Origin of the sequence: Thermosynechococcus sp. TG215 (assembly GCF_031583455.1) — a bacterium.
Lineage (GTDB): Bacteria > Cyanobacteriota > Cyanobacteriia > Thermosynechococcales > Thermosynechococcaceae > Thermosynechococcus.
In genome coordinates, this window is sequence record NZ_CP134178.1 from 2,316,347 (window position 1) to 2,342,046 (window position 25,700).

At 54.3% G+C, this 25,700-nt stretch carries 26 protein-coding genes and 1 tRNA gene; 17 read left to right on the forward strand and 10 right to left on the reverse strand.

Annotated elements, in window-relative coordinates; translation table 11 throughout:
- The first annotated feature begins 72 nt into the window (after positions 1 to 72).
- The 3 genes from rpsJ to uvrC are packed head-to-tail and all read left to right on the forward strand — an operon-like array spanning position 73 to position 4,093.
- On the forward strand, positions 73 to 387 hold the full coding sequence (rpsJ, locus tag RHJ02_RS11340) for a 30S ribosomal protein S10 (RefSeq protein WP_149819531.1): 315 nt from the start codon (positions 73 to 75) through the stop codon (positions 385 to 387).
- Between the two features lie 30 nt (positions 388 to 417).
- Positions 418 to 2,193 (forward strand): PDZ domain-containing protein, encoded by a 1,776-nt coding sequence (locus RHJ02_RS11345; RefSeq protein WP_310800237.1) that lies wholly within the window; start codon positions 418 to 420, stop codon positions 2,191 to 2,193.
- A 13-nt stretch (positions 2,194 to 2,206) separates the two neighbouring features.
- Positions 2,207 to 4,093, forward strand: coding sequence for an excinuclease ABC subunit UvrC (gene uvrC, locus RHJ02_RS11350; RefSeq protein ID WP_310800238.1), 1,887 nt, complete (start codon positions 2,207 to 2,209; stop codon positions 4,091 to 4,093).
- 52 nt (positions 4,094 to 4,145) lie between these two features.
- Here uvrC and RHJ02_RS11355 read toward each other — a convergent pair.
- The 5 genes from RHJ02_RS11355 to RHJ02_RS11370 form a co-directional block, all read right to left on the reverse strand.
- Positions 4,146 to 4,217: transfer RNA gene (locus tag RHJ02_RS11355), tRNA-Gly, on the reverse strand.
- Between the two features lie 53 nt (positions 4,218 to 4,270).
- Positions 4,271 to 4,603, reverse strand: a complete 333-nt coding sequence (locus tag RHJ02_RS11360; protein WP_181494899.1) for a P-II family nitrogen regulator — start codon at positions 4,601 to 4,603, stop codon at positions 4,271 to 4,273.
- Positions 4,604 to 4,643: 40 nt separating this feature from the next.
- Positions 4,644 to 5,396 carry a sodium-dependent bicarbonate transport family permease gene (locus RHJ02_RS11365; RefSeq protein ID WP_399375682.1) on the reverse strand — a complete coding sequence of 251 codons (753 nt, stop codon included), beginning with the start codon at positions 5,394 to 5,396 and terminating at the stop codon, positions 4,644 to 4,646.
- 11 nt (positions 5,397 to 5,407) lie between these two features.
- A complete protein-coding gene (locus RHJ02_RS13165; protein WP_399372920.1) occupies positions 5,408 to 5,761 on the reverse strand; it encodes a sodium-dependent bicarbonate transport family permease in 354 nt (117 codons plus the stop codon).
- A 261-nt stretch (positions 5,762 to 6,022) separates the two neighbouring features.
- Positions 6,023 to 6,355, reverse strand: a complete 333-nt coding sequence (locus tag RHJ02_RS11370; protein ID WP_206201697.1) for a YnfA family protein — start codon at positions 6,353 to 6,355, stop codon at positions 6,023 to 6,025.
- Positions 6,356 to 6,409: 54 nt separating this feature from the next.
- On the opposite strand from RHJ02_RS11370, the gene RHJ02_RS11375 reads away from it, so the two are divergent.
- The 5 genes from RHJ02_RS11375 (at position 6,410) to RHJ02_RS11395 (ending at position 11,310) form a co-directional block, all read left to right on the forward strand.
- Positions 6,410 to 7,399, forward strand: a complete 990-nt coding sequence (locus RHJ02_RS11375) for a succinate dehydrogenase/fumarate reductase iron-sulfur subunit (protein ID WP_302677522.1) — start codon at positions 6,410 to 6,412, stop codon at positions 7,397 to 7,399.
- A 57-nt stretch (positions 7,400 to 7,456) separates the two neighbouring features.
- Positions 7,457 to 7,615, forward strand: coding sequence for a chlorophyll a/b-binding protein (locus RHJ02_RS11380; RefSeq protein WP_206200252.1), 159 nt, complete (start codon positions 7,457 to 7,459; stop codon positions 7,613 to 7,615).
- 3 nt (positions 7,616 to 7,618) lie between these two features.
- Positions 7,619 to 8,692, forward strand: coding sequence for an ATP-binding cassette domain-containing protein (locus RHJ02_RS11385; RefSeq protein WP_310800239.1), 1,074 nt, complete (start codon positions 7,619 to 7,621; stop codon positions 8,690 to 8,692).
- Between the two features lie 94 nt (positions 8,693 to 8,786).
- A complete protein-coding gene (gene sds / locus RHJ02_RS11390; RefSeq protein ID WP_011057594.1) occupies positions 8,787 to 9,758 on the forward strand; it encodes a solanesyl diphosphate synthase in 972 nt (323 codons plus the stop codon).
- A 190-nt stretch (positions 9,759 to 9,948) separates the two neighbouring features.
- The gene (locus RHJ02_RS11395; protein WP_310800240.1) at positions 9,949 to 11,310 is read left to right on the forward strand and encodes an LCP family protein; all 1,362 of its coding nucleotides are present in this window, start codon (positions 9,949 to 9,951) and stop codon (positions 11,308 to 11,310) included.
- On the opposite strand, the gene RHJ02_RS11400 is transcribed toward RHJ02_RS11395, so the two are convergent.
- Complete coding sequence (locus RHJ02_RS11400) at positions 11,307 to 11,963, reverse strand: ATP-dependent Clp protease proteolytic subunit (protein ID WP_310744570.1); 657 nt, start codon at positions 11,961 to 11,963, stop codon at positions 11,307 to 11,309. The genes RHJ02_RS11395 and RHJ02_RS11400 overlap by 4 nt on opposite strands.
- A gap of 106 nt (positions 11,964 to 12,069) precedes the next feature.
- Between RHJ02_RS11400 and RHJ02_RS11405 the strand changes: the two genes are divergently transcribed.
- The 7 genes from RHJ02_RS11405 (at position 12,070) to RHJ02_RS11435 (ending at position 18,819) form a co-directional block, all read left to right on the forward strand.
- Positions 12,070 to 12,909 (forward strand): prohibitin family protein, encoded by an 840-nt coding sequence (locus tag RHJ02_RS11405; RefSeq protein ID WP_206200257.1) that lies wholly within the window; start codon positions 12,070 to 12,072, stop codon positions 12,907 to 12,909.
- Between the two features lie 133 nt (positions 12,910 to 13,042).
- Complete coding sequence (gene lysA / locus RHJ02_RS11410; RefSeq protein WP_206200258.1) at positions 13,043 to 14,395, forward strand: diaminopimelate decarboxylase; 1,353 nt, start codon at positions 13,043 to 13,045, stop codon at positions 14,393 to 14,395.
- A gap of 20 nt (positions 14,396 to 14,415) precedes the next feature.
- On the forward strand, positions 14,416 to 15,294 hold the full coding sequence (gene cdaA / locus RHJ02_RS11415; RefSeq protein WP_206200259.1) for a diadenylate cyclase CdaA: 879 nt from the start codon (positions 14,416 to 14,418) through the stop codon (positions 15,292 to 15,294).
- A 22-nt stretch (positions 15,295 to 15,316) separates the two neighbouring features.
- The gene (uppS, locus tag RHJ02_RS11420) at positions 15,317 to 16,066 is read left to right on the forward strand and encodes a polyprenyl diphosphate synthase (protein ID WP_310453608.1); all 750 of its coding nucleotides are present in this window, start codon (positions 15,317 to 15,319) and stop codon (positions 16,064 to 16,066) included.
- 58 nt (positions 16,067 to 16,124) lie between these two features.
- Complete coding sequence (gene upp / locus RHJ02_RS11425; protein ID WP_149819559.1) at positions 16,125 to 16,787, forward strand: uracil phosphoribosyltransferase; 663 nt, start codon at positions 16,125 to 16,127, stop codon at positions 16,785 to 16,787.
- Between the two features lie 3 nt (positions 16,788 to 16,790).
- Positions 16,791 to 17,696 (forward strand): homoserine kinase, encoded by a 906-nt coding sequence (thrB, locus tag RHJ02_RS11430; RefSeq protein ID WP_310743069.1) that lies wholly within the window; start codon positions 16,791 to 16,793, stop codon positions 17,694 to 17,696.
- A gap of 52 nt (positions 17,697 to 17,748) precedes the next feature.
- Positions 17,749 to 18,819 carry a RuBisCO accumulation factor 1 gene (locus RHJ02_RS11435; RefSeq protein ID WP_310453609.1) on the forward strand — a complete coding sequence of 357 codons (1,071 nt, stop codon included), beginning with the start codon at positions 17,749 to 17,751 and terminating at the stop codon, positions 18,817 to 18,819.
- Between the two features lie 7 nt (positions 18,820 to 18,826).
- Here RHJ02_RS11435 and RHJ02_RS11440 read toward each other — a convergent pair whose 3' ends face one another.
- On the reverse strand, positions 18,827 to 21,055 hold the full coding sequence (locus tag RHJ02_RS11440) for an AAA family ATPase (protein WP_310743070.1): 2,229 nt from the start codon (positions 21,053 to 21,055) through the stop codon (positions 18,827 to 18,829).
- Between the two features lie 16 nt (positions 21,056 to 21,071).
- On the reverse strand, positions 21,072 to 22,202 hold the full coding sequence (locus RHJ02_RS11445; RefSeq protein WP_310800241.1) for a polysaccharide biosynthesis/export family protein: 1,131 nt from the start codon (positions 22,200 to 22,202) through the stop codon (positions 21,072 to 21,074).
- A 111-nt stretch (positions 22,203 to 22,313) separates the two neighbouring features.
- Here RHJ02_RS11445 and RHJ02_RS11450 point away from each other — a divergent pair, with 111 nt between their 5' ends.
- Both RHJ02_RS11450 and RHJ02_RS11455 read left to right on the forward strand, forming a co-directional pair.
- The gene (locus RHJ02_RS11450) at positions 22,314 to 23,036 is read left to right on the forward strand and encodes an ABC transporter ATP-binding protein (protein ID WP_206200265.1); all 723 of its coding nucleotides are present in this window, start codon (positions 22,314 to 22,316) and stop codon (positions 23,034 to 23,036) included.
- Between the two features lie 27 nt (positions 23,037 to 23,063).
- On the forward strand, positions 23,064 to 23,348 hold the full coding sequence (locus RHJ02_RS11455) for a DUF427 domain-containing protein (RefSeq protein ID WP_206200266.1): 285 nt from the start codon (positions 23,064 to 23,066) through the stop codon (positions 23,346 to 23,348).
- On the opposite strand, the gene RHJ02_RS11460 is transcribed toward RHJ02_RS11455, so the two are convergent.
- Positions 23,302 to 24,234, reverse strand: a complete 933-nt coding sequence (locus tag RHJ02_RS11460; RefSeq protein ID WP_206200267.1) for a methylenetetrahydrofolate reductase — start codon at positions 24,232 to 24,234, stop codon at positions 23,302 to 23,304. The genes RHJ02_RS11455 and RHJ02_RS11460 overlap by 47 nt on opposite strands.
- A 55-nt stretch (positions 24,235 to 24,289) precedes the next feature.
- Positions 24,290 to 25,660 carry a phosphoglucosamine mutase gene (gene glmM / locus RHJ02_RS11465; protein WP_206200268.1) on the reverse strand — a complete coding sequence of 457 codons (1,371 nt, stop codon included), beginning with the start codon at positions 25,658 to 25,660 and terminating at the stop codon, positions 24,290 to 24,292.
- Positions 25,661 to 25,700 lie beyond the last annotated feature (40 nt).

Sequence of the window (25,700 nt, forward strand, 5' to 3'; positions counted from 1 at the left end):
TGGTGTTGGCGGCCTTTTTTGTCTGAATTTTGTCGGATTGTCTCTGAACCTTGACAAGTAAGGAAGATTCCTATGGCTGCTCTACAACAGAAAATTCGTATTCGCCTTAAGGCCTTTGATCATCGCTTGCTCGATACTTCCTGCGATCGCATTGTCGATACTGCAAAAAGAACCGGCGCTTCCCCCGTTGGCCCAATTCCCCTACCCACTCGCCGTCGAATTTACTGCGTTCTGCGATCGCCCCACGTGGACAAGGACTCACGGGAGCATTTTGAAACCCGTACCCACCGTCGCATACTCGACATTTACCAACCTTCACCGAAAACGATTGATGCCCTGATGAAGTTGGACTTGCCGGCGGGCGTAGATATTGAAGTGAAATTGTAAGCGTCGCCAAAGTTCACTACACTGAGGGGTATGACGCATACGATCATTCATCCTTCCCCCTCTGAGTCTTCTCTTCAGCCCCCTGCCATGGCCTACAGAATCAACTGCCAGCAGGGGCACACGCATCTTTTATGGGTAACGCTGCGGCTAACGGCACCGCAAACCGATGTTCTTGATCTGCACTTACCGGTGTGGACGCCGGGTTCCTACCTTGTGCGCGAATATGCGCGGCATCTTCAGGACTTTACGGTAACGGCCGCTGACGGCACTCCTCTTGAGTGGTGGAAGTGTTGTAAAAATCAGTGGCAGGTGGCTTGCACCCCCGGTCAAGAACTGGAAGTGCGCTATGCCATCTATGCCCATGAACTCTCGGTACGCACAAACCACTTTGATAGCAGCCATGCCTACTTCAATCCGGCAGCGGTCTGCCTCTATGTGCCAGAATATCGCGATCAGCCCCTAACAGTAACAATTGTGGCACCGCCGGACTGGCGGGTGACGACTCCGCTTGAACCCTTTGGCGAGGATGGCTTCACCTTTTGGGCAGCAAATTACGATCTGCTGGTGGATAGCCCCTTTGAGGTGGGTACCCACCCTGTTTATGCCTTTGAGGTGGACGGTAAACCCCATGAATTGGCGGTGTGGGGCAAGGGCAATTTTGAGCCGCAGCGGGCGATCGCCGATATGCAGCGGATCATTGCCACCGAGGCAAGTCTCTTTGGCGGCCTGCCCTACGATCGCTATGTCTTTATTTTGCACCTTACCCACAAGGGCTACGGCGGTCTGGAGCATCTCAATAGCTGCTCGTTGATCTTCCATCGCTTTGGCTTTCAGCAAGCGGAGCAGTATTGCCGCTTCCTCTGTTTAGTGGCCCATGAGTTTTTCCACCTCTGGAATGTCAAGCGGATTCGGCCCCAAGCCTTCGAGGTCTTTGACTACGACAGTGAGAATTACACCACCAGCCTTTGGTTTGCAGAGGGAGTGACCAGTTATTTCGATCAACTGATTCCCCTATGGGCAGAATGCTTTGATGCAGAGGCCTATCTTAAACTACTGAGCGAAAGCCTCAATCGCTACCTACATACCCCCGGTCGTTGGGTGCAATCCCTGAGTGCTGCTAGTTTTGATGCTTGGATTAAGCTCTATCGCCCTGACGAAAATAGCATCAATTCGCAGATGTCGTACTACCTCAAAGGAGAGCTAGTGGCACTGTTGCTGGATTTGCGGATTCGTCTGAATTTTAATCACCAGCGATCGCTCCTCGATGTCCTGCGGCGGTTGTGGCAGCAGTATTGCGAGACAGGTCAGGGCTATACCCCCGATGAGCTGTGGGAAACGATTGAAACCGTTGCCGATGAAAACCTTGGCACATGGCGCGAGCAATTCATTGAAGGAACCGTAGAACTCCCCCTTCAGGAGTGGTTGGCTAAAGTGGGTTTGGAACTGGTGCCCCAAGACGCGCTGCCCTATACGGGACTTCAGTTCAAGCAGGAACACGGCGCTCTGCAAATCAAGGCAGTGCTGCGGAACTCCCCGGCTGAACAGGCAGGCTTGGTGGCTGGGGATGAAATCATTGCCCTCAATGGGTGGCGCGTCAAGGCGGAGGACTGGTCAGAGCGATTGCGGGAATACCCAGTGGGAGAGACGATTCACTTGACATGGTTCCATGATCAGCAATTGTACTCAGGAACATTGATGTTGGGAGACCCTCAGCCCCGCTATCAGGTGCAGTGCCGTGCCGATGCCACGCCGAGTCAGCGGGCACATTTGGAGGCTTGGTTAGGAGCCACAGCGGCAAAGCTCTAGGGGAGGTGGCAGCATGCTTCAGCCCTTGATTCAGGATCGCGATCGCTTGGAACAGATCTTGCGGCAACTGCCCTTGACTCCCGGCGTTTATTTTTTCAAGGACAAGACGGATCAAATTCTCTACATTGGCAAGTCCAAACGCCTGCGATCGCGGGTGCGCTCCTATTTTCGTGAGCCAGCCCAACTGGGGCCGCGCCTTGAATTAATGGTCTATCAGGTGGCGGACATTGAATTCATCGTCACCGATACGGAAGCCGAGGCCCTTGCCCTCGAAGCCAATTTAATCAAGCAGCATCAGCCCCACTTCAACGTTCTCCTCAAGGATGACAAGAAATATCCCTACGTCTGTATTACGTGGTCAGAACCCTACCCCCGCATTTTCATTACCCGCAAACGCCAATTGGGTAATGTCGGCGATACTCGCAGTGATTCCCCCAAGGATCGCTACTATGGCCCCTATGTCGATAGCTTTCGCCTGCGCCAAACCCTTGCCCTTGTGAAGCGGCTTTTTCCGCTGCGGCAACGTCCCCGCCCCCTCTTTAAGGATCGCCCCTGTCTGAACTATGACATTGGCCGCTGTCCGGGGGTCTGCCAAGGGCTGATTTCACCGCAGGAGTATCGGCAAACGCTGCACAAGGTGGCCATGATCTTTCAGGGACGCACAGGGGAACTCGTGGCACAGCTCCAAGCACAAATGGCGCAAGCGGCGGCGGATCTGAATTTTGAACTGGCGGCACGACTACGGGATCAAATTCGTGGCCTTGAGCATTTAGGAGTGGATCAAAAGGTGTCCTTGCCGGACGATACGGTGTCACGGGATGCCATTGCCCTTGCCCTCGGCGATCGCCATGCTGCCATTCAACTCTTTCAAATTCGTGCGGGTCGCTTGGTGGGACGCTTGGCCTTCGTTGCCGATGCTCAAAGTGGCAGTGTGGGCACGATTTTGCAGCGGGTGCTCGAAGAACATTACGCCCAAGTTGAAGATGTAGAAATTCCTAGTGAAATTTTGCTGCAATATCCCCTACCTGAGGCGGATCTGCTGCGTACCTACTTGAGCGAAAAGAAAGGCCGCGCCGTCACCCTCACCGTCCCCCAGCGGCAGGCAAAAGCAGAACTCATTGCCATGGTGCAACGCAATGCAGAATTAGAATTGGCACGCATTCAACAGGCCAGCGATCGCACCCAAATGGCTCTTGAAGATTTAGCCCAACTCCTTGGCCTTGACACCCTGCCCCACCGCATTGAGGGCTACGACATTTCCCACATTCAAGGGTCTGACGCCGTGGCCTCACGGGTTGTCTTTATTGATGGCTTGCCCGCCAAGCAGCACTATCGCCACTACAACATCCGCAACCCTGAAGTAAAACTTGGCCACTCCGACGACTTTGCCAGTCTTGCCGAGATTCTCCGCCGCCGCTTTGCCCCCTATCTTGAGGGCAAGGGTGACCCTCCAGAGGCTGATGACTGGCCAGATATTGTCCTCATTGATGGCGGCAAGGGGCAACTGTCCGCCGTAGTTCAGGTCTTGGAGCCGCTCCTAGGAGATCTCACCCTCCTCAGCTTGGCCAAACAGCGGGAGGAGATTTTCCTACCCCACCACCGCCAGCCTCTGCCGACCGATCCAGAGCAACCGGGGGTGCAATTGCTACGCCGCGTCCGCGATGAGGCTCACCGCTTTGCCCTGAACTTCCACCGTCAAAAACGCGCCCAACGCCAACGGCGATCGCACCTCGACCAAATTCCCGGCTTGGGCTATCAACGCCAAAAGGAACTCTTCGCCACCTTTCGTTCCATTGACTACATCCGCATGGCCACGCCCGAACAGTTGGCGCAGGTACATGGGGTCGGCCCCCGTCTAGCGGAAAAAATTTACCGCTATTTTCATGCTGATACCGATTAGCAAAGAGCTAAGTGCTTTTCAAAAGAAGAGGGCGATCGCTTGCTATTTCAAAAGCGGGTAACGCGATTCGAACGCGCGACATCAACCTTGGCAAGGTTGCGCTCTACCACTGAGCTATACCCGCAACAGATTCTTAGCTTAAAAAATTAGGAGGCGTCTTGTCAAGCCCCAGAAATTTCAGCAGCCCTCAGGACCACAAAAGCTGTGGGCGTACAACACTTCGGCATCGTAGATGTAAGCAATGCCTGCATAGTCGTTGAAAAACTCGACTGCCACCCGATCCACAATTTTTTCGGCCATTTCCCGTGTCTGGGTGAGTACCTCAAACTTGATATTGGCTTGGGTATCGGAAACGCTGGGTTGACCAGAGGAGCGCACATTGCGACTCCCTTTGCCGCCGGTTTCCATCACGGTGTAGCCAGTCGCCCCAGCCTCATCAATGATTTGGGCAATTTTTTTCAAGAGAATCTTCTCGGTCACAATCACGAGCTTCTTTGCTGGCTTGGCCATTCTGAGTACCTCCTTGAGTGAAATTGGCGCGTTTGGGTCACTAGCTGCCGCCCATGACTGCTTGGGCAAGGCCAAGGTAAAGCGGAATTCCTAGGCCAATGGCAATGGGAGTCCCGATCGCGGTGGAAGCACCAATATAGGCGGAAGGGTTAGCGGAGGGAATCCCTGCCCGTAATGTTGGCGGCCCAGAAATATCGGAACTAGAGCAGGCAATCACGGCTAGAATCACCACACCCCCAAGGCTAAAGCCAGTGACATAGTGGGCAATCATTCCCAAACCAAAGGCAATCAGGCCATGAACGAGGGGCGCCACCACGGCATAGACCACATACCATTGAGCAACTTTACGCAACTCACCCAAGCGTGACCAAGCCTCCATCCCCATAACGAGCATCAACACCGAGAGTAAACCGCGAAACAGAGGGTTGTAAAAACTCTCATAGACACTGTCGGGACGGGTAAAGATGCCCAAGGCAACGCCCAGCAGCAGTGCCGAAAGGGCTGCCCCTTGCAGACTTTCTTTGACAATCGGCCAGATTCTGACTCGTTTGCTTTGTTGACTGCGGTACTCACTCGTGCTCCCGGCATAACCTGTGGCGCTCCCTGCACCCGCATCGGCACCAACGGCACTGAGGGCAGCCGGCGCCTTTTTCTCCTGTTTTTTCTTGAGGTAAATGCTGGCAACGACAATGGCTGTCACCAGAGCCGGAATATCCATGAACGGATACAGTGCGGCTGCCCAAGGTTCATAGCTAATTTTCTGCGCCTCCAGAGCCGTTAGTGCTGCTGCCATGGTCGAACCACTCACATCGAACCACTTACAGCCCCAAATAAACCTGCGGTAGCGATCGCGTCCACGGTTTTGACCTTCGGAAGCTTTGCTAAGGTATAACGGCCAATAAATACAATGAGAATCCCCATCGCCACAGCAAAGAGTGCTGGCAAGAGCATCTCCTGTAGGTTGGAACTGCGAATCGCAATCCCACCGCTGAGGCCGACTTTCATTAGCAACATAAAAATAATGAACTTATAGATGGCATCGGGAATCTGAAGTTGACTGCCCAGCGCTGCAATGACCATGCCCCCCAGCAAGAAGCCAAGGGTAGGCGACTGTAATTGCTTGACAAAATCTTGCAAAAACTGACCGAGAAAATCCACAGTACTATTCCTCCTTAATTATCAGGGGCTATCCATGGGGCTGTAGATGTTGAAGTTGATAGAAGACTATTTGGGCGATCGCCCTCCCTGCATCCGTTGGTCAACGGCGCAAACATAGTCTTTTATCTATTCAAGCTTTTTGATTTGCTTGCCTTACTCTATAGTAAATTCTTCAGCAACACACACATTTAATAAACATTACTTTCAAATAGATTAAATAAGCCCAGCTTATAGAGTGACCTTGGGGCGATCGCGACGCTGTCAATGGCTTCTTGGCGCGTACATGATAATCAGCGTTCCTAGGAGGGCAACCCCAGCACCGAGCAAATCAAACTTATCGGGGCGCACCTTATCAATTCCCCAACCCCAAAACAGAACCACCAGCAGGAAAATGCCACTATAGGCAGCCTGAACACGACCGAAATGCGCAGGTTGCAGCGTCGGTACCATGCCATACATAAAAAGGACGATCGCCCCCGCTAAGGCATACCCAATGCTTTTATGCTCCCGTAGCCACAGCCAGACAAGATAGGCTCCCCCCAGCTCTAGGAGGCCTGTGATCAGAAAGTAAAGTAGGGATTTTGCAACTTTCATCATCGCCGCAGTGCTTGCTATACACTGGAAACTACACTGGGCTGACGCCAGCATATGACAATTCAGTTGACGATTCGCCGCCAAGCACCCAACAAGAGCGCCTATTGGCAAACCTTTGAACTAGAGATTGATCCTTCCCTCACCATTCTTGATGCCCTCATTCAAATCAAGGGATACCAAGACGGTAGTCTTAGCTTTCGCAAGAATTGTCGAAACACCATCTGCGGCAGTTGCGCGATGACGATTAATGGTCGTTCTGCCCTTGCCTGTCAGCAAAGTATTCGCGCCGAGTTAGCCAATAGTCCTGTTCCCAACCAAATTGCGATCGCCCCCTTGGGGAATTTGCCTGTCCTCAAAGACCTTGTCGTGGACATGAGCGATTTTTGGCAAAAACTTTCAGCCGTTAATCCTTATGTGGGTACAGCGGCACGACAAGTGCCTGAGCGGGAGTTTCTCCAATCCCCCAGCGATCGCGCCAAACTCAATGCTGCGGGTAACTGTATTCTCTGTGGCGCCTGCTACGGTGCCTGCAATGCCGTGGAAGTCAATCCCAACTTTGTCGGTCCCCATGCCCTTGCCAAAGCGGCTCGCCTTGTGGCCGATACCCGCGATAGCGAAACTGACCAACGCCTAGACCAATACAACACTGCCACCAGTGGCGTGTGGGGCTGTACCCGTTGTTTTAATTGCAACACCGTGTGTCCCGTGGGCGTACAACCCCTCGATCGCATTAGTGAGATCAAGCAGGCCATTTTAGCCCGCTCAACAGGGGCAAGCCGCAATGAAGAGCGACCCCTCCGCCATCGGCAAGTGCTCTTGGAACTGGTGAAAGAAGGCGGCTGGGTGGATGAGCGACAATTTGGCCTCCAAGTAGTGGGCAATCGTTTTCGAGATCTCAAGGGTGTGGCAAGCCTTGCCCCCTTGGGCTGGCGGTTATTGCGACGGGGTAAGTTTCCGCTGCGATTTGCAAAGTCTGCTGGTCAAGCCCAAATTAAGGCAGTGATCACCGCCCTACAGCAGAAACAGCCCTCTTCTAAAATGTGAGTACAAAGTGAAGGCTCTATGCCAAGCTAAAGAAGTTGTTTTGCATACCTAAACACCATGAGTGAACCGACACCTGATGATTTGACCCCACAATTTGGTTGGTCGCGCTATGCAGAGCTGATCAATGGCCGCTTTGCCATGGTTGGCTTTATTGCCCTGCTGGTGCTGGAGTGGGTCACTGGCCAAGATTTCTTTACGTGGGTGGGCTGGCGATAGGTTGTGGCGGCCACACTGCGCTTAGAGGGAGTCACGCGGCGATTTGCTCCAGGAGTGGGAATTGGTCCACTCTCTCTAACTGTGCCCGCAGGGGCGCTTTGGGTGATTGTCGGTCCTTCGGGTTGTGGCAAATCTACCCTGTTGCGCCTCATTGCTGGCTTGGAGCAGCCCACCAGTGGGCAGATCTACATTGGCGATACCTGTGTCAATGGCCTGAGTGGGCGCGATCGCGATGTGGCAATGGTCTTTCAGAACTATGCCCTCTATCCCCACATGACCGTGGCCGAAAACCTTGGCTTTGGTCTGAAAATGCGCGGTGTTGATCCGGCCACACGGCAGCAACGGATTCTTCAAGTGGCTAAGCTCCTGGGGATTGAGTCCCTGCTGCAGCGCAAACCGCGTCAACTCTCCGGTGGTCAGCAACAGCGGGTGGCCTTGGGAAGGGCCTTGGCGCGATCGCCCCAAGTGTTTCTCCTCGATGAACCCCTCTCCAACCTTGATGCCCAATTGCGGGAACAAACCCGTGCTGAACTGAAACAATTACATCAACAACTGGGCATTACCACCCTCTATGTCACCCATGATCAAGTGGAGGCCATGACCCTTGGCGATCGCATTGTGGTACTGGATCGCGGTCAAATCCAGCAAATTGGCACCCCTGCTGATCTCTACGACAAACCCGCCAATACCATGGTGGCGCGATTTTTGGGCACCCCGCCGATGAATTTACTGCCCGCTCGCTGGGATGGCAGCCGCCTGTGGCTAGCGCAGCAGCCCTTGCCCTGTCCAGACACCCCCCATTGGCCGCTAAAAAGTGAACAACCCCTCACCGTGGGCATTCGCCCAGAGCATTTGTCCATCAGTGAGAAGGGCTTAAGGGCGATCGCCACCCTCGTTGAACCCCTAGGCCGCGAAGCCATTGTCCGCTGTCGCCTCATGGATAGTTCCCAAGAACTGCTGTGGTTAGCCCCTAATCACCAAATCCCTCAAATGGGTGACCCTCTCCAGTTGCAGGCTCGTCATCTTTATCTGTTTGACCCTACGAGCGGGGTGGCTCTCAATTTTGAGCCTAGCTGAAAATTCATCGGAACCCTTACCCAAGATTGGAGGGTTCGCTTAGAATACAACTAGGATTCTGTAAAATTTCGTAACTTCTGCGGCCAGCCCGTCCATGACTTCGGTAACCTCTCTTTTTTCACCTGTCGAAGCGGATCTCTGTGTACTAACGGAGAACCTGAAGGCACTGATTGGAGCACAACACGCCGTACTCTCTGCTGCCGCCGAACATCTTTTTGCTGCCAGTGGAAAGCGCATTCGACCCGCCATTGTCTTTTTGGTGTCGCGAGCCACGCTGCCCGATCAGGGGATTACTCCCCGGCACTGCCGCTTGGCAGAAATTACGGAAATGATTCATACCGCCAGTCTCTTTCACGATGATGTGGTGGATCAAGCGCAACTACGGCGCGGTGTGCCCACGGTCAACAGTGTTTTTGGCAATCGGGTGGCCATTCAAGCAGGAGACTTTCTCTTTGCCCAAGCCTCTTGGTACTTAGCGGATTTGGATAACCTGCAAGTGGTGAAGCTCCTCTCCCAAGTGATCAAAGACTTTGCTGAAGGGGAAATTCGCCAAGGCTTTAACCGCTTTGACACCAGCATTACCCTAGACGACTATCTACTGAAAACCTACTACAAGACGGCTTCCCTCATTGCCAACAGTGCCAAGGCGGCAGCGGTTCTCAGTGAAGCGCCGCCAGAAACCATCGAGGCCATGTACACCTACGGCAAAAATTTGGGTCTAGCCTTTCAAATCGTCGATGACATCCTTGACTTCACCCGCTCCACCGCAGAACTAGGGAAACCCGCTGGCTCAGATCTGCGGGATGGCAACCTAACTGCACCGGTTCTCTTTGCCCTACCCAAAGCGCCCTACTTGCATACCCTCATTGAGCGAGAGTTTAGTGAAGAAGGGGATTTGGAAACCGCCCTCAACCTAGTGCGCCAAAGTGGTGCCATTGAAGACGCCCGCAATTTAGCCAAGGAATATGCCCAAGCGGCTCTACCGGCGCTTGAAGTGCTGCCTCCGTCGGAACCGCGTCAGGCCCTCAGCCAGTTAACAGATTATGTCCTTGAGCGGCTCTACTAAGCTGCCAGCGGAACGGTCTCCAATGCCCAGTGCATAAATCTCAGGAATGGGCCGAAAAATAGAAACAAGCCTTGCTTGGGGCAGTTCAATAGGTATAAGTGCGGGATCAGTAATCAATCCCCTACACTAAAGACAGGGATTGCGTCCACCCGACTAGCCCACGATTGGTTTTTATTTCGGGAGTGAGTTTGTGGCAAGAGGCGTTCAACAGCGTAAATCGGTGAGTTCTACTGTGGGTGGTCGGGGAAGGCAAAAAGTATCTCAAAAAAGCAGGGGTCAGCGATCGCGCCCTTCGCCATGGCGTACCCTAGGCTGGATTGCTGCCTTTAGTGGTGTGTCCTTGGTTTCTGCCTTTGCGGGCATGACATTTGTTTTGATGTCACCCTTTCAGGGCACGAACCATCGTGGCCAACGGGATCCCTCTTGGCTGGAAATGATGACACGGGGGTTCCAGTATGGCATGAGTCGGCCAGTGAACCTCTTGGTACTGGGGGTGGATAATGTCTTGGATGCCCCTGAAGGTTCTCCGAAACGGTTCCGTGGTCGCACGGATACGATGCTGCTGGCGCGGTTTAACCCTGAAAATGGCACGATTACGGTCTTGAGTATTCCCCGTGATACCCGTGTGGAAATTCCCGGACATGGCATCGACAAAATTAATGCGGCCAATGTTTATGGAGAGGTCGATCTAACGGTGCGGGTGGTCAGCGAAATCCTCAACTATACCCCCATTGATCGCTACATTCGCATTGATACAGATGCATTTCGAGAATTGGTGGATCTGGTGGGCGGTGTCGAGGTCAACGTGCCCAAGCGGATGGTTTATACCGATCACACCCAAAAACTTTACATTGATCTTCAACCGGGGCTGCAAACCCTGAACGGGGAGCAAGCAGAGGGCTTTGTTCGCTTTCGTTACGATGAACTGGGGGATATTGGTCGTGCCCAGCGGCAGCAAATGCTGATCAAGGCGCTGCAAAAGAAACTGGCCAATCCCGTCATGCTGACCCAGGTGCCGAAAATCTACAGCGTCCTGCAAAAATATGTGGATACGGATTTAACCTTTGCCGAACTGATGGCGATCGCCCAATTTAGTTTGCGCATTGAGCCAGACAACCTGCGTTTGATTCTGCTGCCGGGACGCTTTAGTGGTGATAGCTATGAGGTCAGCTACTGGCTTCCTGACTATGACCGCATTGATCGGGTGGTTGCTGAGCACTTTAGCGATCGCCCCTCAAAGCTGGTTGACCATACGTGGCGTGAAACAGGGACGCTACGCATTGCGCTGCAAAATGCCTCCGGTAACAGTGACGCTGCCCAAGACATGGCGGATTTCCTCGCCCACCACGGCTATACCAATGTGATCATCAGTGAAGAGTGGTATCAGCAAACCCCCGAAACAGAGATTGTGGCACAGCAAGGGGATATTGGGGCTGCGCAAATGATTCGTTCTGTCCTTGGCATGGGGCGAGTATCCGCCAACTCCACGGGGGTGCTGTCTTCGGATATTACGATTCGCATTGGCCGTGACTGGGCGGCGGTGTTGCACTAGGTCAAGGGTGCTGGCAGTTTCTTGGCAACAGCCTCTGGTTCAAGGATGCGGTCAATGATGCCGTACTCCTTCGCCATCTGTGGGGTCATGTACAGCAGCCGATCCATATCGCGGGTAATGCGTTCGGGGGGTTGACCAGTATTTTGCGCCAAAATTTCCACCATCATTGCCTTATTGGCCAGAACCTCCTTGGCACGAATTTGAATATCGGTGGCCTGTCCTTGGGCATAGCTCTTGGTTTGGTGCAGAACAATCGTGGCGTGGGGTAAACTGGCTCGATACCCCTTTGTCCCTGCTGAGAGCAACATGGCGGCCATCCCCATCGCTTGACCAATGCAGATCGTATGCACAGGGGGCTTAATGTAGCGCATGGTGTCGCAGATGGCAAAGGCTTCTGTTTCAAAGCCAATGGGTTCGCCATCGTAGCGGGAGGTTCCCGTCGAGTTAATGTAAATGCGGATGGGTTTTTCGGGATCGTCGTATTGCAGATAGAGCAGTTCCGCAATGATCAGTTCCGTAACCGCTGGCACCAAAGGCATGCCGAGATAGACGATCCGCTCCTTCAACAGCAGTGAAGGGAGATCGGGGGGTGGGGTGCGATAGTAGGCATCACCATAGTAGGCCGCTTGGGCAGCAGTAAGGGGCAACCGCATAGGACGCTCAGCAAATGACAGACTATCTGTACTCTAGCAAGGAATTGCCTTCCGGATCGGCGGGAAGCACCGCCTATAATCAAAGCAGAAATTCAATTCTTGGGTCATGAATCAACTCCTCAGTTCGCGGCTCACCTCCTCAGTGGTGGCGATCGCCATTGTCTTGCTGGTTGTCCTTTTGAATGCCGTGGTGATTATTAATCCTGGCCAAGCAGGGGTGCTGAGTATTTTGGGTAAAGCTCAGGATACTCCCCTCCTCGAGGGCATCCACTGGAAACCGCCGTTTATTGCCAGTGTGGATGTCTATGACGTAACTGTACAGAAGTTTGAAGTGCCAGCGGAAAGTGCCACCAAAGATTTGCAGGACATTACCGCCAGTTTTGCCATCAACTTTCGCCTAGACCCCATGGCCATCGTGGATGTGCGCCGCACCCAAGGGACCCTAGAAAATATCGTCGCCAAAATCATTGCTCCCCAGACCCAAGAGGCCTTCAAAATTGCTGCTGCCCGTCGCACGGCGGAGGAGGCTATTACCAAGCGGGATGAACTTAAGGAGGATTTTGATCATGCCCTTGGCGATCGCCTAGCCAAGTACCACATTCTCGTACTGGATACCAGTGTCGTTAACCTTGACTTTTCCGAGGAATTTTCCAAGGCCGTCGAGGATAAGCAAATTGCTGAGCAGCGGGCACAACGGGCGGTCTATATCGCCCAAGAGGCGGCTCAACAGGCGCAAGCGGAAATTAACCGTGCCCAAGGGAAAGCGGAAGCCCAACGCCTCCTTGCCGAAACCCTCAAAGCTCCGGGTGGCCAGTTAGTGCTGCAAAAGGAAGCGATCGAAGCATGGCGTGAAGGCGGTGCCCAAGTGCCCCAAGTGATTGTGATCAACGGCCAAGAAGGGCTACCCCCCTTTTTCCTCAATTGGACAGGGACAGCAGCAAAATAGCTGAGGGACGGTTCGATGAACTACAGGTTCAGCAGAGACTCAACAGATGAAGAGAGCGATCGCCCAAATCCCCCTAGAATTAAGAATAGCGATTTGTTCTTTATATTCCCCTAATTTCTGCCGATACTGACCCATGATCTCCACCCCGCTTGCTGCCAATCAACAAATTTTACCCCTGACTGCGCAAACCAATGCCCGAGGCCATCTCACCATTGGTGGGTGTGATGTGGTGGAGTTAGTGGCTCAGTTTGGCTCTCCCCTCTACATCCTTGATGAGTTCACCTTTCGCACCGCCTGCCGTCAATACCAAGACACCCTCCAGCAGACCTACGGTGGTGAATTTTTGGTGCTCTACGCTTCAAAGGCTTGGAACTGCTTGGCCACCTGTGCCCTTGCCCACAGTGAAGGCTTGGGGATTGATGTGGCCTCCGGGGGTGAACTCTACACTGCCTTGAGTGCCGGCGTCCCCGCCAGCCACATTTACTTCCACGGTAATAACAAGTCCCCCCAAGAACTCCTCTATGCTCTTGAGGTCAATTGCACGATTGTTGCCGATAACTGGCTAGAACTAGAGCGCCTTGCTGCCTACGTTGAGGAGCATGATCTCTCGACCCCACCGCGCGTCATGTTGCGGTTGACACCGGGGATTGAATGCCACACCCACGAATATATCCGCACTGGACATCTAGACAGCAAATTTGGCTTTGACCCGCAACAGTTTCCAGAGTTGCTTCAGTTTGCTAAGGCGCATCCCGAACTGGACTGGGTCGGACTCCACGCCCACATTGGCTCACAGATTTTTGAGGAACAACCCCATTTAGACCTCTGTGATGTCCTTGTGGATTGGCTGGCTCAAGCCCGTGAAGCGATGCTACCCATGCGCGAACTGAATGTGGGGGGTGGTCTTGGCATTCGCTACATCGAGTCCGATAACCCGCCGGCGATCGCCCACTGGACAAAGGCCATTAGTCATCAACTGAGCCAAGCCTGTCAGCAACGCCATCTTCCCTTACCCAAACTCATCTGTGAGCCGGGTCGCTCCATCGTTGGACCTGCGGCAGTGACGGCCTACACGGTGGGCAGCCGTAAGGTGATTCCTGAGCTACGCACCTATATCGCTGTCGATGGGGGGATGTCCGATAATCCACGACCGATTACCTATCAGGCGCAATATACAGCCCTGTGTGCCAATCGCATGACCACTGCCGCCACAGAAACCGTGCGTGTTGCCGGTAAGCACTGCGAATCGGGCGATATTCTGCTGCCCCAAGTCACCCTACCCCCCCTGCAAGCCAATGATATTTTAGTGGTGGCCAGTACGGGTGCCTACAACTACAGCATGGCCTCCAACTACAATCGTGTGCCCCGGCCGGCGGCGGTGGTGGTCTGTGAGGGGGAAGCCAACCTGATCCTGCAACGGGAAACCTACGCTGATTTGGTGGCCCATGATGTCTTGCCCCTGCGATTGAGCACCCCCGCCCCCTAGGAGGTGACGAGCACGATGGGATGATAAGCCTCCTAGGTAACTTGTCGTGGCTGCTGCTGTCCTCGCAGACACTGGCCAAGGTGCGAACAGTCGTGGATGTGGTTTTGGTCTTGACCCTAACCTACGCTATTTTGCGGGTTGTGGCCGAGCGGCGAACCCTCTGGATGATACGGGGCTTTATCTTCCTCCTTTTGGCAACCTCCCTCAGTCGTGCCATTGAGCTACAGTTTTTGAGCTTTGTGCTGCACAACTTAGTGATTGGCTCTGCGGTGGCCTTAGCCGTTATTCTGCAATCGGAAATTCGCATTTTTCTGGAACAGTTGGGACGAGGACAGTTTTTCGGCTTTATGCAGCCCGTGGCCGAGTCGAGCCTGACCAATGATGCCGTTGATTTGATTGTGACGGCCGTGAAGGGATTATCTCAAGATCGTACGGGGGCACTCATTCTGCTGGAAACCCATACAAAGCTCAGCCCCCAAGATTTTACCCATGCAGGGATCGCCCTCAATGCCCGCCTTTCACCGGAACTCATTACCTCAATTTTTCAGGTGAGTTCCCCCCTGCACGATGGCGCAATTTGGGTGCGGGGGGCTGAAGTGATTGCGGCAAAGTTGATCCTGCCCCTCTCGGATCGCACGGGGCCTTGGCAGTTGGGCACTCGCCATCGCGCCGCCCTAGGGATTACCGAACGCATTAGCCACTGTGTCTGTGTAGTGGTCTCTGAGGAAACGGGGTCAATTTCCCTTGCCTTTAAGGGGGAGCTTCAACGTCCCCTCACAAGCAGTAAACTAGGGGAATTGTTGCGGCAATATGTGCAGGATCAAGGGACGGCAACTTCACAACCCCGTCAACGTCGGCACAGCTTAAAATTTTGGAAGACTGTATGGCCACTGCGCTAATTTCCGCCAATAGGATGTGTCCATGATGCTACAGCCCCATTCACTCATTGAGTTACCCGAAGATCTAGATCGCGATCGCCTACCTCGCCATGTGGCGGTGATTATGGATGGTAATGGCCGCTGGGCAAAGCAGCGCAATTTACCGCGAATTATGGGACACCAACGCGGGGTGGACACCCTCAAGGATCTGCTGCGCTGTTGCAAAGATTGGGGCATTGAAGCCCTGACCGCCTACGCCTTCTCCACAGAAAACTGGGGGCGCCCCCTGCCGGAGGTGGATTTTCTGATGACCCTCTTTGAGCGAGTGTTGCGGCGGGAGCTGGCGGAAATGGTTGCCGAGGGCGTGCAAATTCACTTTGTGGGTGACTTGGCGTGTTTGCCGAACTCCCTACAAGCGGAAATTGAGCGAGCGATGACCGCTACGGCCAATAACCAAAAAATTAAATTTGTGGTGGCAACCAACTATGGTGGGCGACGGGAAATTATCCACGCTTGCCGTTCGATTGCAGCCCAAGTGAAAGCGGGACGCCTTGACCCCGCCGATATTGATGAGGTACTCTTTGAACGCCATTTGTACACGGGCGGCCTACCGGATCCCGATTTGTTGATTCGCACCAGTGGCGAGATGCGCGTCAGTAACTTTTTGCTGTGGCAGGTGGCCTATTCAGAAATTTACGTCACCAAGACCCTCTGGCCGGATTTTGACCGCGCTGCTTTCCATGAGGCGCTCCGGGATTACCAACAGCGACAGCGGCGATTTGGCCGTGTCTAAAAGGGACGATTTCAGTGGAGAATAGGAAAGCTCGCCGGGTACGTATTGGAGCGATACTGTGACCCCCCAATTGCGCATTTATGTCCCCCCTCATCCCCTCATTCAACATTGGCTAACGGTGGCTCGCGATCGCAACACGCCCACCCCTCTGTTTCGCGTAGCCATGACAGAACTAGGTCGCTGGTTGGCCTATGAGGCGGCGCGGGAATGGTTGCCAACGGTGGAAACAGTGGTTGAAACGCCCCTTGCCCCCTGTGCAGCGCTGGTGGTGAATCCGCAAGTACCCGTCGTGGTGGTACCCATTCTGCGGGCGGGTTTGGCCTTGCTCGACGGTGCCCAAGGGGTCTTACCGACAGCAAAGACGTACCACTTAGGGATTGTGCGGGATGAGGCCACCCTTGAACCCAGTTGCTATCTCAATAAGTTGCCCCCGCAGTTTGACCCGCAAACCCGTGTCCTGATTAGTGAGCCGATGCTGGCGACGGGAGGTTCAATCATGACAGCAATGCAGGAACTGGTGCAGCGGGGGATTGACCCAGCCTTGGTGCGAATCATTTCCGTGGTCACTGCGCCGCCAGCTTTGCAGAAACTCGGTGCCCATTTTCCCGCAGTGCAAGTCTATGCAGCCACGATTGATGAGACAGTGAATGAGCAGGGCTTTATTGTGCCTGGCTTAGGGGATGCGGGGGATCGCGCCTTTGGTACCGGGGAGGAAGTGTAACCGATGATGACAGTGGTGACTGTGCCAGCAACAACGGCTAATTTGGGTCCGGGGTTTGATTGCTTAGGAGCCGCTCTGACCCTCACCAATACGTTCACCTTTTCCTTGAGCGATCGCCCCCATGTCAATGTGCGGGGCACTGAGGCAGCCGGTGTCAGCAGTAGCTCCGACAATTTGGTCTATCGTGCCTACCACCGTCTCTATCAATATCTAGGGCGTGAAGCCCCACCTGTGTATTTAGAGATTGATCTGGGGGTTCCCCTCGCACGGGGCCTCGGCAGTTCAGCAACCGCAATTATTGGCGGCTTAGTAGGGGCCAATCGGCTGGCGGGCTTTCCCCTCAGTCATACCGAGGTTCTGGAATTGGCCATTGAAATGGAAGGCCACCCCGATAATGTGGTGCCGGCCTTGCTAGGGGGCTGTCGTCTTGCTGTCCAAGGGAGTGCAGGGGGATGGCATTGGCTAGAGATTCCTTGGGATCAGGATGTGGTGCCGATTGTGGCGATTCCAGACTTTGAGCTAGCCACGGAAACAGCGCGGCAAGTGCTGCCCCCCCACTGTACCTACGGTGATGCAGTTTTTAATATCAGTCACCTTGGTGCTCTGCTGCGGGGTTTGGAAACGGGTCAACGGGAGTGGCTGCAACTGGCCTTGGGCGATCGCCTGCATCAACCCTACCGCCAAAGTCTGATCAAAGGCTATACCGACCTCCACAGGGCGGCTCTTGAGGCGGGTGCCCACGGTTTGGTCATTAGTGGCGCAGGACCCACGCTTTTAGCCCTCGGGGATCCCGTTACCGCTTCCGCCATTGCCACTGCCCTCAAGAAGACTTGGGCAAAGTTTGATGTGCAGGCACGGGTGGAGGTGCTGGCCATTCAACGCCAAGGGACAACGGTGCGCGATCGCTAGGCAATCTTAGGCAATTGTATAGCATGCTTCCCTGTCAATAGGAGGTGATTAAATGAGTCAAGAACAGGATGCCCTGACAACGGAAGTGCTGCAACGCCTACGCCGCAAGGAGGGCACTTGGCAGGATTGGGGAGCCGGATGCCAGCAACTGCAAAAACAAGGGCTATCTCCCCAAGCGATTTTTGAGGCCACGGGCATTGAACCCATCCACCAAAATCAACTGATCATTGCCCTGCAAGTGAGTCAGAGCCTGCGCGAGGCGCCGGAAGCGGTGCGTGCCTATTTTCAAACGCGGGGCAGCGATCTGCTCTATGAACTGCGGGTGTTGTCAGGGAGCGATCGCCTTGCAGCAGCCACACTCATTGTTGAGAAACAACTGGATGTCACTGCGGTTCATGAGGTCTGCCGTGCCCTCAAGGCCGTGAGCTATCAAAAGGATGAGAGTGCAGGTTTTGGTGAGAGTGTGGGCGATCGCATTGGTCGCTACTATTGGCAACTGGCGCGGCAGCAACGCGATTTAGCCCAGCGATCGCGCCTCATTGCCCAAGGCTTTCGCTTTGTTGAATCCGCCACAGGTCGCCAAGCGCTTGAAAAACTGCTGACGGACTTTACCGTGGTTCCCGCTGCTAGCCAACCCCGACTCCCCCTTTACCGCTTGGATTCCGCTGAAGACCTGCCCTACCTCGTTCCGGTCGCAGGAACAGCCCCGCTCGCTGCTGCAGCCTTTAATCAAGTGCCCCAGTTAACTTCTACAGGCGCCTTGCAATTAGTCGCTGTTCCTCAACCCATGACCCTCGTGGCTCTCCCCAGTTGGCAGGTTCTCCTGAATGCTGTTGACCCAGTCGCGGTGCTTTGGCCAGTGGCAGACCTACCCGCAGAATTACCGCCTACGCCTGAGGGACTCCCCATTGAACAAGTGCTCCTGATAGTGGATCGTGGTCTTCCAGAATGGGATCGCGATCGCTATCTGTTGATTGCACCTGCGGCCAGCGATCCTGTCCAACTGGCTTGGTTTCCTGAACCCCCTACAGCGCCAATTCTTGGCCAACTCCTGCTCGTCTTACGCCCCCCCCAAGTACTGGATGAGAGTATCAACAAGGAACTTTGGTTCTTTGAGGAATAGCTTAACCTTAGGCGAGATTCACCACAACGCCCAGAGCGCTACCACGCCCCAAACTGTAATCTGCCAAGGCTAGTCGCACAGGCTGCTGGGGTGCCTTCAGATTCACTACCACAAGGGTCTGATCCACCAGTCCCGACCAGAGTTTGGCATCAGCAAAGTTGGCCAAGGGGGGTGTATCCACAATCACCAGATCAAAATAGTTTTTCAGGTGAGCCATGAACTGTTTGAGCGTGTCTTGGCTGAGGAGCCGCATCGGCTGTTGCCGCAACTCACCAGCGGTTAAAATTGCCAGACCGCGCCGCGCCTGAGCAACGCTATACCAGTGCCGCCGATGAATTAACCAATCCGCCAAGCCCTGTTCATTCGTCAGGCCGAGATAGCGGTGAATCTGGGGTCGCCGTAAATCCCCATCAATCAGCAGAACCCGCTGCCCCGTGCCTGCGGCAGCAAGGGCAAGATGCAGAGCAACGGTGGTGCGCCCATCAGTGGGTAGGGCTGAAATCACGGCTAACGAATGCCCCAAACCCACGGCCTGGAGGTTGGCAAACACATGGTGAAAGGTTTCCTGAAACTTCACCCATTCCCCGACAAAGGGTAGGACTTGAGTCACCTGCCACAGCCCTGAATTGCCCTTCACCGCGCGCTCTAAGCGGAGATTGGTTTGGGGGGTTGCCTTGGGAATTTTGCCAAGGAGGGGCAAGCCGAGGGCATCTTCCACTTGGGCTGGACTGACAAACGTATTGGCGGCTGCATCTGCAACATAAGTAGCCAGAACCCCCAACACAAGGCTGGCGATCGCCCCTAGCACCAACAGCAGTAAGCGCGGGAAGGTGGGTTGGACAGCGGGATTCTCTAAATCCGTCAACACCTGCCACGCAAAGTGATTCTGCGCCAGTTGTAGTTGCACTGCCTGTCGGGCTTGATTGAGCATCTCAAGGGAGAGGTTGGCCGTCCGAATCCGATGTTCAAGGCGATCAATGGCGGGGAGTTGGCTACTCAGTTGTTGTAATTGTTGGGCAACCGCCGCTTGGGGGGCTGCAAGCTCAGCATCATAGCGCCGCTGGTTTTCGTATTCAATCCACGCCGTAATGTAGTTGGTAATCAGCGTTTGTGACACTGTTCCCTGAAAGCCTAGAGCCGTGGGGTTGTCCACTTGATATTGCTCACCAATCACTTGGCGGGCGATCGCCTGCAATTGCTCCACCAAAACTCGCCGCTGTTCCTCAAGAGCTTGGATAACGGGTGTCCCTTCCCGAAAAATGGCTAGATTCTTGGCAATTTCTTGATCCAGTTCTTGAATGCGTGCCAGTTGTTGCTGATAAGCAGGGGAGGTACTTAAGTTCGCTGCTGCTAGGGCTTCTGCGGGCGTCATCTTGAGTTGTTCTTGAAACCCTTGAAAACGACCGTAGGCTTCCACGGCCTTCAGGCGAGCCGCTTGGCGCAGGCTATGGATTTGGCGATACTGTTCTGTTAAAAAGCGCAGTTGTTCTGAGGGTTGCAGGCTCGTGCCTTGGGGTTGGCTGGCTTGGAGTTGCTGCTGGAGTTGCTCTAATTCTGTAAGGTGCTGATTGATGTCTTTGTCCAGTTGCTCTAGGGTGCGATTGAGTTGTTCTTGGCGATCGCGCTGACTGTAGTCAACAAACGCCTCTGCCACGGCCTTTAATACTGCGGTCACGATTTCTGGCTGGCGATCGCGATAGACCACTTCTAGTACTTTTGTTTGGGTCGGCAGTTGCTCTGTGGCGGAACTAACCACTGGTCGAATTTCCAGATGCTCAGCTAAGACCCGCGTGGTCAAATGAGGATACTGCTGTTGTAGTTTCTGGGCAATGGGAGCTAGTACTTTGTCACTTTCTAGAACGAGAATCTGCGACCCCACATCCACTGGAGGGGGTGTGGTTGGCGGCGGGGAGGGGAGGGTACTGGCAATGCCATCACGGGGGGTCAGGGTTGGCGCAGGCTGTGGTTCCTTCACTGGTTCCATCAGAAGGCGAAAATAGGCCTCGTACATTTCGGGTTGCCAGAAAACATACCCCCCCATGACCAAGAATGAGAGTAAAACCGTTCCTGACAGTAGTCGCCACCGTCGCCGACAGCGATCGCTAAAAGCTTGCAGCCCACCCTTTTGAGAACTCTTTCTGGTGCTGAACCGTGATGGATTTCGCTGGCGATCGCCCGCAGGACGCGCTTCGCGATCAACGACCCGTAAATTGGGTATCTTTTGTGGGAGCGACATCAGTAGTACGCCATTCCTAATCAAATATGTTAACTAAGTTGAGGAACACTCCTAAGGTTCCTAAGGCGCCGATAGGACGCAGGGCATTCCCAATCGTATCCCCCACCTGCGTTAGCCCTGACCGTTCCACCACAATCACATCCCCCTGTTGCAACACAGGATTATTGTTGGCATTGGGTTGAGCTGCCAAGCTAAAGGGAATCCGCCGCCGACTGACCGTACCATCGCGATTCAGCCGCACTAGCGTCACCCTTGATGTGTTAGCACGCTGCACATTAAATCCACCTGCTGCCCCAATTCCTTGGGTAAGGGTGGCATTGGCAGGCACTTCAACAAAACCGGGTCGTGCCACCTCACCCAGAACCTGTACCCGAATTACCTGTGGTGAAAACGTTGCCGAGGCCACCCGTACCGCTTCAGCGGCATTGACTTCCTTCGCCTTGGGCACCACAATCACATCATCGCTGCGCAGCGTAATATCCTGATTGGCATCCCCTGACTGAATCAGCTCCCAAAGATTAATTCTGGTCACTGCCCTTTGGCCATTCCCCAGTTCACGGCGCACTTCAATATTGCGAATATCCGCCTCTTGGGTAATTCCACCCGCCTGAATCAACACTTGCGTCAGCCGCGGCCAACTCAAGCCACCGCCAAGTCCAAGACCCCCGGCAGAAGCCGATACCGACGTAAAAGGGACAATGTAATTCCCTGGACGGGTGACTTCACCGGCAACAAGAATTTTCATCGGCCGTGGGGTTTGCAATGTCAGTGTTACCGCTGGAAAGCGGAGGACTTTACTATAGGCGTTCAGAATCACCTGCTCCGCTTGGGGGAGAGTTAAGCCGCCCACCATTACCCGCCCTGCCAACGGTAGAGCGACTGAGCCATCGAGATTAACAGTGAATTGTCGCTGACCAGTAACACTGGCTGGCAGGTTGACCACTTCAATGAAAAGCACATCCCCTGCACCCAGGAGATAGTCCTGAAGGGGGTTAATGCTGGTAAAACTATAGGAGCTTGGGCTGACGGGCATGGGTTGAGCAGTGGCCGAGCGGGGTACCATCAGTGTTGCCCCAAGGGTGAATCCACTGGCGATCGCCAGGGTGATGACGGTGTTGTGTAGCCTTGGCAATGATTTGCACCCCATGGTTCATTCTCCTCACTCACTTGTTTGTTCTACCATACGCCATCTATTCGCCACCAAGGTTATGAAAAAAGGCTTTAGAATGAGTGCAAATGGCCTTGTCACCTCATTGTAATGCTGGATCCGCCGCTCATTTGCCTAGAACAGATTTCTAAAGTGTATGGCCAGGGGGAAACGGAAGTTCACGCCCTTAGGGAGGTGAATCTCAACATTCAGCGGGGAGAGTACTGTGCAATTATGGGGGCTTCGGGGTCAGGGAAGTCCACAATGATGAATATTATTGGCTGTTTAGATCGCCCGACCTCTGGCCGCTACTTTCTCGATGGCCAAGATGTGGCACATCTCAGTGATGATGAACTCGCCCATATTCGCAATGCCAAGATTGGTTTTGTCTTTCAACAGTTTTACTTGCTGGGGCAACTCACGGCACTGGAAAATGTGATGCTACCCATGGTCTATGCCCAAGTTCCCCCCAAGGAACGGCGCGATCGCGCGATCGCTGCATTGGAACAGGTGGGGTTGGGTCACCGCCTTGAGAATCGTCCCAATCAACTCTCGGGAGGACAGCAACAACGGGTGGCGATCGCCCGCGCCATTGTCAATCAGCCGCTACTCCTGCTCGCCGATGAACCTACCGGTGCCCTTGATAGCCACACCACGGCGGAAATTCTTGCTATCTTTGGGCAACTCAATGCGGCCGGCATGACGGTAATTATGGTGACCCATGAACCCGATGTGGCGGCTGTCACGCACCGCATTATTCAGTTTCGTGACGGTCAAATTCGTTCCGATCGCCCCAATGTGCCTAGCCCGCTGACGGCACCTGCTTTATCTTAAGAAGGGGAACGACTGAGAAAAAAAGCAATGGCAAAAGCAGTTTGGAAAGGCGCAACCTTGGCCGAGAGCGATCGCTATGAAGTGGTCGAAGGCAATGTTTATTTTCCGCCAGAGGCACTCAATCCGGCCTATTTTCAGCCCAGCGATACCCACACCGTTTGTGGTTGGAAAGGCACAGCCAGCTACTACCACGTTGTTGTCAATGGTCAGGTGAACCGTGATGCGGCATGGTACTACCCCGATCCCAAGCCGGCGGCTGCCAATATCAAGGGCTATGTGGCGTTTTGGCGCGGGGTGCAGGTGACGCGCTGAGGGGAGCAATTCCCGCTCGGTTGAGAATTTCGGGAATCAAATCCTCACGGCGCACCGCCATTAAGTGCACCCCCTGGCAGAGTTCCCGCGCCTGTTGTACCTGCTCGGCAGCAATAGTTATCCCTTCATCGAGGGGATCAGCGGCAGCGGCAAGGCGATCAATAAGGTGCTGGGGAATCAGTGCACCGGGCACAGCGCGATTGATAAACAGGGCATTTTTGGCCGACTTGAGGAGAAAAATTCCAGCAAGAATGGGTCGCCCACAGCCCGCCGCAATCTGATCCATAAACTTGGCTAGCCGCTCAAAGTCAGTAATTAACTGCGTTTGGAAAAATTGAGCACCCGCTGCCAATTTGCGTTCAAACCGTTGTTGCAGTCCTGACCAACTGGCAGACTGAGGATCAACCGCTGCCCCGGCAAAAAATTGCGTCGCTCCATCGGCTAGGGGGCGATCCTCGCTATCCACCCCTTGATTCAGTTGGCCAATGACGCGCAATAGCCGCACAGACTCCAAATCAAAGACGGGTTTGGCTTGGGGATGATCGCCTGCTTTGACGGGGTCGCCCGTGAGTGCCAAAATATTGCGTAAACCAAGGGCGGCAATGCCCATGAGATCCGCTTGCAGGGCAATGCGGTTGCGATCGCGACAGGCGATCTGGCAAATGGGTTCAAACCCCTGCTGTTGCAACAAATAGGCGGCTGCCCAAGAACTCATGCGCAACACAGCGCGACTGCCATCGGTGACATTGACCGCATGAACCCGCCCCTTGAGATGGGCTGCTTGGCGCAACATCGTACTGGCATCCCTACCCTTAGGGGGGCAAACCTCTGCGGTGATGAGAAACTCACCCTGCTCACAGGCAGCTTGAAAACGCGAGACTGACAAGGAAATGGCTAGAGCGCGACTAGGCAATTATCATACAAGCTAGTGACGCCTGTTCCTAGGCCGCTAAATAAGCAGTCACCGTCTGCACCAAGGTCTCTGTCCAATAATCAGCAACACTTTGCTGCTCGGCTTCCACCATGACGCGGATAACGGGTTCTGTCCCAGAGGCACGTACCAAGACTCGCCCGCGATCGCCCATATCCAGTTGCGCTTTGGTAATCATCTGTTGCAAAGGCTCACATTCTTGCCAGTGGAGTCGTCGCTGTCGATCGTCAACACGGACATTGCGAAGAATTTGCGGGTAGGCGGTAAAACTTTGGTCTCGCAGTTGTGCCAAGGATAGACGGGAATCCTGAACAAGGGTTGCTAAATGAACCGCTGTGAGCAAGCCATCCCCCCCCACACCATAGTGACGGCAGAGGATGTGTCCCGACTGTTCTCCCCCCAGCATGGCACCGTGGCGCAGCATCTCTGCATGGACGTATTGATCGCCCACTGCTGCCCGCACCAGTTGTCCACCCCGCGCTTGCCAAGCTCGCTCAAAGCCGAGATTTGACATCACAGTGGCGACAATCAAATCCTTGGGGAGTTGTGCCTGCGACTGAAGCCGTTGTCCCCAGAAGTAGAGAATGTGATCGCCATCAACCACTCGTCCTTGACTATCCACCGCCAGCACGCGATCGGCATCGCCATCAAAGGCAAACCCCATAGCGGCACGGGTTTCACGGACAGCCTGTTGTAATGGTTCTAAATGGGTGGAACCGCAGTTGACATTAATGCGATCGCCATCGGCGCGATCGTGGAGAGCAATCACCTCAGCCCCTAGGGCATGGAACACCGTCGGTGCCACCGCCACCGCAGATCCCCAAGCCAAATCTAACACCACCCGCAGTCTCCGCAGCGGTTGACGATCCTCAAGGGGCGCTTGCACCGCATGGCGATAGCGCTGAAGCAATTCGGGACGATGATGCAAATGCCCCCAGTGCTCCGTATGGGGCAAGGATAGGCCAGCATTTAGGTGGGCTTCAATTTCTTTTTGCAGATCAGGGCTGAGCTTGCTGCCATCGCTGCCAAAAATTTTAATGCCGTTATCGGCGGGGGGATTGTGACTGGCGGAAATCATGGCGCCACCGATGGCTTCTGTGGTGGCCGTTAGGTAGGCAATACAGGGGGTCGGGCACAGACCCACATTCCACACTTCAAAACCAGCGGCGGTTAAGCCGGCGGCCAAGGCTGTGGCCAACATATCACTGGAGTTGCGGGAATCTTGACCAATGATAAAGGGGCGCTGGGGTGCATCCGTCCTTTGTCGCAGCACTTCTCCCACCCAATATCCCAAGCTCAAGGCCAAGTTGGGGGTTAGCAACTCCCCCGCCCGTCCACGAATGCCATCGGTTCCGAACCGAATCGGCTGCTGCCCAGTCATGGTTGATTCCTCACGCCACACCAATACTCACTATTTTCTA

Coding starts and splice junctions, on each gene's coding strand:
- rpsJ (WP_149819531.1), top strand. CDS start 73: ATGGCTGCTCTACAACAGAAAATTCGTATTCGCCTTAAGGCCTTTGAT.
- RHJ02_RS11345 (WP_310800237.1), top strand. CDS start 418: ATGACGCATACGATCATTCATCCTTCCCCCTCTGAGTCTTCTCTTCAG.
- uvrC (WP_310800238.1), top strand. CDS start 2,207: ATGCTTCAGCCCTTGATTCAGGATCGCGATCGCTTGGAACAGATCTTG.
- RHJ02_RS11360 (WP_181494899.1), bottom strand. CDS start 4,603: ATGGCCAAGCCAGCAAAGAAGCTCGTGATTGTGACCGAGAAGATTCTC.
- RHJ02_RS11365 (WP_399375682.1), bottom strand. CDS start 5,396: ATGGCAGCAGCACTAACGGCTCTGGAGGCGCAGAAAATTAGCTATGAA.
- RHJ02_RS11370 (WP_206201697.1), bottom strand. CDS start 6,355: ATGAAAGTTGCAAAATCCCTACTTTACTTTCTGATCACAGGCCTCCTA.
- RHJ02_RS11375 (WP_302677522.1), top strand. CDS start 6,410: ATGACAATTCAGTTGACGATTCGCCGCCAAGCACCCAACAAGAGCGCC.
- RHJ02_RS11380 (WP_206200252.1), top strand. CDS start 7,457: ATGAGTGAACCGACACCTGATGATTTGACCCCACAATTTGGTTGGTCG.
- sds (WP_011057594.1), top strand. CDS start 8,787: ATGACTTCGGTAACCTCTCTTTTTTCACCTGTCGAAGCGGATCTCTGT.
- RHJ02_RS11400 (WP_310744570.1), bottom strand. CDS start 11,963: ATGCGGTTGCCCCTTACTGCTGCCCAAGCGGCCTACTATGGTGATGCC.
- RHJ02_RS11405 (WP_206200257.1), top strand. CDS start 12,070: ATGAATCAACTCCTCAGTTCGCGGCTCACCTCCTCAGTGGTGGCGATC.
- lysA (WP_206200258.1), top strand. CDS start 13,043: ATGATCTCCACCCCGCTTGCTGCCAATCAACAAATTTTACCCCTGACT.
- cdaA (WP_206200259.1), top strand. CDS start 14,416: ATGATAAGCCTCCTAGGTAACTTGTCGTGGCTGCTGCTGTCCTCGCAG.
- uppS (WP_310453608.1), top strand. CDS start 15,317: ATGATGCTACAGCCCCATTCACTCATTGAGTTACCCGAAGATCTAGAT.
- thrB (WP_310743069.1), top strand. CDS start 16,791: ATGATGACAGTGGTGACTGTGCCAGCAACAACGGCTAATTTGGGTCCG.
- RHJ02_RS11435 (WP_310453609.1), top strand. CDS start 17,749: ATGAGTCAAGAACAGGATGCCCTGACAACGGAAGTGCTGCAACGCCTA.
- RHJ02_RS11440 (WP_310743070.1), bottom strand. CDS start 21,055: ATGTCGCTCCCACAAAAGATACCCAATTTACGGGTCGTTGATCGCGAA.
- RHJ02_RS11445 (WP_310800241.1), bottom strand. CDS start 22,202: ATGGGGTGCAAATCATTGCCAAGGCTACACAACACCGTCATCACCCTG.
- RHJ02_RS11450 (WP_206200265.1), top strand. CDS start 22,314: ATGCTGGATCCGCCGCTCATTTGCCTAGAACAGATTTCTAAAGTGTAT.
- RHJ02_RS11455 (WP_206200266.1), top strand. CDS start 23,064: ATGGCAAAAGCAGTTTGGAAAGGCGCAACCTTGGCCGAGAGCGATCGC.
- glmM (WP_206200268.1), bottom strand. CDS start 25,660: ATGACTGGGCAGCAGCCGATTCGGTTCGGAACCGATGGCATTCGTGGA.